General features: G+C 60.7%; 5 protein-coding genes. 1 reads left to right on the top strand and 4 read right to left on the bottom strand.

What is annotated here, in order from left to right; genetic code table 11:
• Positions 1–125 precede the first annotated feature (125 nt).
• Entirely contained in the window at positions 126–599 is a 474-nt protein-coding gene (locus FFS64_RS14085; protein WP_095945943.1) for an Lrp/AsnC family transcriptional regulator, read from the bottom strand.
• 145 nt (positions 600–744) lie between these two features.
• Here FFS64_RS14085 and FFS64_RS14080 point away from each other — a divergent pair, with 145 nt between their 5' ends.
• Positions 745–1,374: a LysE family translocator gene (locus tag FFS64_RS14080; RefSeq protein WP_095194558.1), complete on the top strand. Its 630-nt coding sequence runs from the start codon at positions 745–747 to the stop codon at positions 1,372–1,374.
• On the opposite strand, the gene FFS64_RS14075 is transcribed toward FFS64_RS14080, so the two are convergent.
• The 3 genes from FFS64_RS14075 to FFS64_RS14065 all read right to left on the bottom strand — a co-directional run bounded on the left by FFS64_RS14075 (position 1,375) and on the right by FFS64_RS14065 (position 6,822).
• Complete coding sequence (locus tag FFS64_RS14075) at positions 1,375–3,495, bottom strand: hypothetical protein (protein ID WP_137805878.1); 2,121 nt, start codon at positions 3,493–3,495, stop codon at positions 1,375–1,377.
• Complete coding sequence (locus FFS64_RS14070; RefSeq protein ID WP_137805877.1) at positions 3,482–4,678, bottom strand: DUF3142 domain-containing protein; 1,197 nt, start codon at positions 4,676–4,678, stop codon at positions 3,482–3,484. Before FFS64_RS14070 ends, FFS64_RS14075 begins: the two co-directional genes overlap by 14 nt.
• Positions 4,679–4,791: 113 nt before the next feature.
• Positions 4,792–6,822 (bottom strand): pyridoxamine 5'-phosphate oxidase family protein, encoded by a 2,031-nt coding sequence (locus FFS64_RS14065; RefSeq protein WP_137805876.1) that lies wholly within the window; start codon positions 6,820–6,822, stop codon positions 4,792–4,794.
• Positions 6,823–6,884 lie beyond the last annotated feature (62 nt).

The raw sequence follows: 6,884 nt of genomic DNA, 5'->3' as shown, positions 1-6,884 counted from the left end.
AAGGAGGAGGGGCGAAATCTCCCACGGTCTGTACTGCGTCAACAGTCAGAATCGAGCCTTGTCCCTCCTCCTCCCTTCAAGTCCTACCATACAAGCGAGCCTGCTCGCGAAGGAGGCGACTCGGTTTAAAGCGGCAAATGCTCAAGCGGCAACGCCCCCGGCGCCTTCACCGTATGAATCGCAAAATTGCTGCGGATATCGCTCACACCCGGCAACTTGAGCAAACGCCCCGTGAGAAACCGGTCATAACCCCGCAAGTCCGGCACCACCACCTGCAACAGAAAATCCGATTCCCCGGACACCAGAAACGCCGAAATCACCTCGGGCAACGCCGTTACGGCCAGGCGAAAGGCTTCGGCCTGTTCGTCATTATGGCGCTCGACTTTCACCCCGACGAACACAGTCAAACCGAGTCCGACTTCATCGCGATCCAGATTGGCCTGATAGCCACGAATCACCCCGGCCTCTTCCAGCATCCGCACCCGCCGCAAGCAGGGCGACGCCGACAGGCCGATCTCGTCAGCCAGTTGCACATTGCTCAGGCGACCGTCCCGTTGCAACGCGGCGAGAATCTTGCGGTCGTAGGCATCGAGTTTCATGGTTTGGCAGATCCGGAGAGTTCATCGGGCATTTAATGGCAGATTATGCCAAGCCAAGCTGTTTTAGAAGCAAACTACGCAAGCACCTGCCCTGCCCCTTCGCTCTAGACTGGCCGTACCGAATCGACAACGAATGGGGTGCAACATGGCGGGACTCTGGCTGTTTTTCATGGCGCTGGCGGTGGTGTACCTGCTGCCGGGACCAGACATGATCCTGCTGTTGCAGACCGGCGCGCGCCAGGGCAAAGGCGCGGCATTGGCCACTGCCGTGGGTTTGGCCATCGCCCGGGGTTGTCATGTGGCATTGGCGGCCCTCGGGCTGGCGGCACTGTTCAAGGCGGCGCCCTGGACCTTCGATGTGGTGCGCCTGGCCGGTGCCGCGTACTTGTTGTGGATCGGCATTCAGTGCCTGCGCACGACGATGCTGCCGAACCTGAACGGCTCGAATGCAACCGGCGAAAAACCGCGTTATCGGGAAGCGATCCAGCGCGGTTTGCTAACCAACTTGCTCAACCCCAAAGCTTTGCTGTTCTGCTCGGTGCTGCTACCGCAGTTCATTGATCCCCACGCAGGACCGGTGCTTGCGCAATTTGCAACGCTGGGCGTGGTGCTGGTGGCCGTCGGTTTGCTGTTCGACAGCGCTTATGCACTGGCCGGCGCCGCCCTGGGCCGATGGTTGCAACGCAGTCCATCAGCCCAACGCCTGCAACAGTGGTTGTTCGGCAGCCTGTTGATAGGTTTCGCCGTGCGGCTGACGTTTGTTCAGCAGGCGTAATTAGGCGCGCGCCTTACGCTTGTGACGATTGATCAACAACAGGGCTACGGCTGTGAACACCACGACGCCACCCATTTCCAACCACTTTTTGTAAGGTCGCAGAGTCGCGCGGATCGGCCTCACTGCCTGAGTGACGTAGCGTTTATCCGCATTCTGGAAGTCAGGATGAGCGCATCGCTCGCCAAAGATGGCGGCCCATTCCACGTAAGGGCCCTCCTTGACGTAGCGTTGATAAAAAGCGCTTTTTTCCTCCTGACCGGAGTTCCACCCGGCCGCAGCACACAGCACCGCTGCAAAGGCCTGGCTGGAATGAGGCAAATGATCGGCAGCTTGGTTGGCCAGCGAATTCGCGACATATCGATAGTGGTAACGCTGATCGGGTTGGGCAGCGCTGGCTTGCTGGCGCTTGACCTCCGCTTCATCCACTAGCGGACCCACTTGGAGTTCGCTGTGCTCGAGGCTGTAGTTCCCGCCGAACGTGACGTAATCCGGGGACATCTCGTAACCCAGCAATTCCATTCCCTTGAAACGGGCAACTGTTGCTGCGTGGTAGTACGCAAATGCCCGTTTTGTCGGCCACCATTTCGATTCGGCGTCATGTCGCAACTCTCCGTACCACTTGGCCTGGGCCTGCAGTTCGGTACTGTCGAAATACGCAGGTGCTTCGTCGTAACGTTCTTCCCGCAACAGTCGGCGCCCGAGCAAGTTGCGCAGTTTCGCCGCCACCGGCAACGGGACGTAGTTATCACGTTCTTGCTGTGTCAGCGCCGGTGGAGCCGGCACCTGGGTATCGACGTATTGCTTGAGTTCATCAACGGTCAGCACCCGCTCGGCGACCGTCGCCGCATCAAACCAGTAAATATCATTGCTGCGGTAAAGCTGATCGAACGCTTGCAGATAATCCCCGCGTTGCAAGGCAAGAATCGCGCTTTCACCTTCAACCCGACACTTGGGCTGCACTGATTCAAAAGCCCAGTCCGGAGTGCGCCGCTCGCCCCAGGATTCATTCTGCGGGAAGGCCTGGGCCGCTTTCGCATAGGCCGCAGCCGCCGCATTTTTATCGCCTTCGCGCACTGCCAGTTTGGCCCGCAACCACCAGGCCAGGCCGCCATCACCGGCGTGTTCGAGGAATGCCTTGGCGCTGGCGTAATCGCCCTGTTGATAATTCACCGCTGCCAGGCGATCGGCATTGTCGAGACTGCCGCGGCTGCTGCCTTGAAGTAGCTTGATCAATTTTTGTTCGTTCGGCGGCTGATCACCGAATGACCAGCCCAAGCGACTGATCAACGATGCCGTGACCAATTGCTGCACCGGTTGATGCTTGAGCAGTTCAGCCAGCTGCTCCTCTGGCATATTCGCCAGATCGGCCATCAACAATTTCAACGAGGTGTAGCCCACGGTCGAACCGTGGCGGTTTTGCGTGGCATAGAGTTCGATGGCGCGGTTCCAATCGCCCATGGTACGCGCCACGCGGGCCTCTTCACCGAGGCTGGCGACACCCAGCTCCAGCGGATCACTGAAGCCGTCGATGCTCAGTTGCCGGGTTTGCTCGAACGCCTTTCTGGACCGCGCCAGCAGGTCGGAGCCTTCGCCCGCTTGCGAACTCATGGCGAACAACGCGCGGCCCAACGAATACGCCGCCCAGGTACTGCGCAGCGCCCGTTGATCAGCCGGTAACGCAAGTACCTTCTGAAAATAATCCGCCGCCAAACCATGGTCATGCGCAGCAAACGCCACGGCTCCAGCCAGATACAGTCTGAGTTCGGCAGGCAGACTCGCGCCTTGCGCCTCGACCTGGCGGGCATCGGTCAGACCACGCAGCTGCTTCACCAAGGCTAGTTGTTCGACGGTCAAACCGGTTTGCTCGGCCAGGCTGCGTTGTTCCGCGTAGTCGGTGGCGTCCATGCCATACGCAACTTCAGTGACGTCTTTCAATCCTCCGATCGCATGCCCAAGCCGATTGACCTCAAACCGGAAGTTACCTTCCGGCAGCTCTGACAGCGACTGGCCACGGTTATCCAGCAGGCGCATGGGAAAGTCAGGCCCGCACGCCTGTGCCGAACCCAGCGGCAGGCTGAGACTCAGGCACAGCAGATGGCGCGGCCAGTTATGGGTGAACATTCGACTCTCCTTGATCAATTTTTACGCAACGAGCCCAACCGATGGCTCGCTGCCCGCCAGCTGCTATCCGACCCTCTCGCTGGCGGGTGAAAGTAAGCAGATCCGGGGTTTGTTGCAATGCATACCCGGCCAGCGTATCGGCCCCCTCGCAACCTTGCACCGCCAGTGTCAGACGCTCGGGCCAGGCGCTGTCGAGATTGCCCTCGTTGCGCACGCCGATGTCATAGAGGCCCTGTTGCTCCGAGAGGTTCAGCGCCAGCCGACTGTGGAGGGCATCACCACGCGCCACGGCGCGCAGGGTAGTCAGGCTCCAGGCTCGACGGTCATTGGCCAACGGCAGGCGAAACCAGATCAGGCCGGCCAGATGCGCCGGCGGATCGGCACGCAGTTCGGTGCCAAGCTGGCTCAATTGCTGCGGATCGGCCAGCAGCTCCTGGCGTTGGCCGCCCCGCTCGATGCTGACTTCACTCTCCACGAGTGGCGCACCACCGGCATCCGGCAACAGTGCCACGCCATAGGCCGGCAGCGCCAGATAGAACGGTTTCGCAGAGACGCGGCCCCAGGCTTTCGCCCACTGTCGTGCCTGATCCGGATCAAACAGTCCATGACGCGGATCGCTCACCGCATGCACCTGCAACACGCTACTGTCGACTGTGGATAACAGCGCTGGCAATTCGGGACTGTCGAGCCAGGCGGGCAATGCGGTAATGCTCAGCGGCATAGAGGTCGGCAGCACAGCGCGCAAGTGCGTCAGAAATTCGCGGTAGTCAGGCAGCCGAGCGTTACCCGCGTCGTGGTCGATTTCCACACCGGCGAGCGCCAGGCCCTGTGCCTGCCAGTCACTGATCACCTGCTGAATCTGCGTCGTGACCTCGTCCTGGTTCAGCGACTTCAGCTGCCCATCGAGGCGAATCACGCCTATCAGCGGCCGGCCATCCCCCTTGAGCAGCGCCGGATCAATCCGCGCCCGACTCCAGCCCGCCTGGGGAAAAGCCTGCAACGCCAGTACGCGAAGGGTCGAGAAATCTGCACGGGTGTCTCTCAGCGCCGCTTCATGGGCTGGTGTCCATTGCCTTTGCCAAACGTAAAGCTGCTGATCGAGTGGTGGCGCGTCCTGTCGTTCGCAGCCATTGAGCAGCGCCAGCGCCGTCAGCACGATCATCCAGCGAGTGAGAAAAACCATAAAAGCGTCTGTCCCTGAAAATGCACAAAGGGCCGTTAACGGCCCTTTTTCGTTCTGCCCACTACCCTACTCAGCCATCAACCGACGAGCAAATGTTCACCTCAGTTCATTCTTCACAGATCCAGAACCAAAGGCTGCGAACCTTGAGCCGGAATCGCACAGCAAATCAGGACCTGTCCTTCGTCCGGTACTTCCGCTGGCGGCTGTGGGTAATTCACCTGGCCACTGATCAGTCGCGTCTTGCAGGTACCGCAGGAGCCGCCACGGCAACTGAATTCCGGGCGCAAGCCACGGCTTTCCGCCAACTCCAGCAGACTGCCGCCGTCGGGTTGCCAACGCGCCTCCTTGGCCGAACGCTGGAACACCACCGGCACCGAGGTGGTGGCCGCAGGCGGCTGCTCGATGACCACCGCATCGGGGTCCGGGCGCCGACGCAAGGTTGATGGGCCGAAGGTTTCGGCGTGAATCCGCGTATCACGAATATCCAGTTCCCGCAGGCTGTCGTACAGCCCTTGGGTAAAACTGCCGGGGCCACAGAGGACGAAATCCACCTGATCGTAGTCCTCGGCCTCAATCAGGGTTTTGATCAGTTCCACGTCGATCCGCCCAGCCAAATCGAAATCCTCGCCCTCCCGCGCCTCCGGCTCCGGTTGACTGAGCAGGCGCACCACCCTCACCGCGTCACCGGCTTCGTCGAGCAAGCGGTTCAGTTCAGGACGAAACACCTGATCGGCCAACGTGCGCGAACTCTGCAAGAACAAGGTCGGGCGGATACGGCGTGTACGCAGCCCTTGATAAACCACCTCACGCAGCATCGACAGCAACGGCGTGATGCCGACCCCGGCGGCCAGCAATACCAGTGGCCGACGCTCATGGGGCGCCACGGTGAAATGCCCTTGGGGCGCGCGTGCCTCCAGCAGGTCGCCAACGCGAACCTGCTCATGAAGGTGCGAAGACACTCGCCCGTCACGCTTCACGCTGATGCGGAAAAAGTCATCGGACGGAGCACTCGACAGGCTGTACGTGCGGATATGCACGTCACCATCAATGTTGAATCGCAAAGGCAAATGCTGCCCGGCCTGAAATAGCGGCAGACCGGCGCCATCGGCTGGCTCCAGATAAATCGAACGGATGTTGTGGCTTTGCGCTTCGATCCGCACCACCCGCAGGGGCCGCCACTGATCGCCCAGGGCCTTTGCTTGCAGACGCGCCGCGGCTTGCGCCCAGGTGCCGGTGAGCAAACTGGTGGGCGATACGCCGTCGAAGCGCCAACGCAACGCAAGCGCAGCAGGACGACGCACAACATGTTCCACGTGGAACGTCCACAGACGTTCAGCACCTTGAAATGCCTCGACCTGCGGTCCTTCAAGGATGATTTCGGTGCGACCGCTCAGTTGCAGCAGATCACCCGAATTGAAATCGATGAACAGCAAACCGGCCCGGGGATTGACCAGCAGGTTGCCCAGCGTGTTGAAAAACAGGTTGCCGGCGAAATCCGGAATGGTCAGCCGATTCCCTTCCACGTGTACGAAGCCGGCCTGTCCGCCGCGATGGGAAACGTCCACCGAACGCTCGCCATCGACGTCCACGTAACTGGCGACAAAGAAGGTGTCAGCCTCGGCAATCACGGCTTTGGTCGCGTCATCCAGTTCGTTGAGATGCTGGGCGATACGCGTCGCCGGGTCCGCCAGCGGCACGGTGCGAAACTGGCGCAATTGGATGTATTGCGGGCAATTGCCAAAGGACTGTTGCACCGTCACTCCGAAGCCGTCCGCTGACACGCCGCCAACACGTCCGTTGATGCGGTTGCGTCGCCGGGTGTGCAGTTCGATCCCCAACAGACCGATGGCCGCCCCCTCACTCAATTGCGCGGGATCGTCAGAGGCCGGCAGGCTGCTGAATTGCAAAAGCCCGGGTTCGGGCGAGTGAGCGAAACCCGGCTCGCCTTCCAGCACACTGGCCCACGGATTGCCATCCGCATCGACTGCCCCATACAGCATGAACGGCAATTGCTGGTAGAAGGTGCGGTGCTGGTCGGGCATTTCGCTGCGAATCACCCTACGGCCCAACGTCTCCATTCGCTCGACAACGCCTACATGTGCCTGCAATTGTTGCTCGCCGGCATGCCACGGTGAACGGTCCATTACGGATTCTCCCCTGCACCCAAGGCGCAGCGTGAAAGGCCCGGAAAAGCCGGGCCACCAGC

This window comes from Pseudomonas sp. G(2018), assembly GCF_005502415.1.
Taxonomy (GTDB): Bacteria; Pseudomonadota; Gammaproteobacteria; order Pseudomonadales; family Pseudomonadaceae; genus Aquipseudomonas.
This window is presented reverse-complemented; position numbering and strand designations above follow the sequence as displayed.

Coding starts and splice junctions, on each gene's coding strand:
- FFS64_RS14080 (WP_095194558.1), top strand. CDS start 745: ATGGCGGGACTCTGGCTGTTTTTCATGGCGCTGGCGGTGGTGTACCTG.
- FFS64_RS14070 (WP_137805877.1), bottom strand. CDS start 4,678: ATGGTTTTTCTCACTCGCTGGATGATCGTGCTGACGGCGCTGGCGCTG.
- FFS64_RS14065 (WP_137805876.1), bottom strand. CDS start 6,822: ATGGACCGTTCACCGTGGCATGCCGGCGAGCAACAATTGCAGGCACAT.
- FFS64_RS14075 (WP_137805878.1), bottom strand. CDS start 3,495: ATGTTCACCCATAACTGGCCGCGCCATCTGCTGTGCCTGAGTCTCAGC.
- FFS64_RS14085 (WP_095945943.1), bottom strand. CDS start 599: ATGAAACTCGATGCCTACGACCGCAAGATTCTCGCCGCGTTGCAACGG.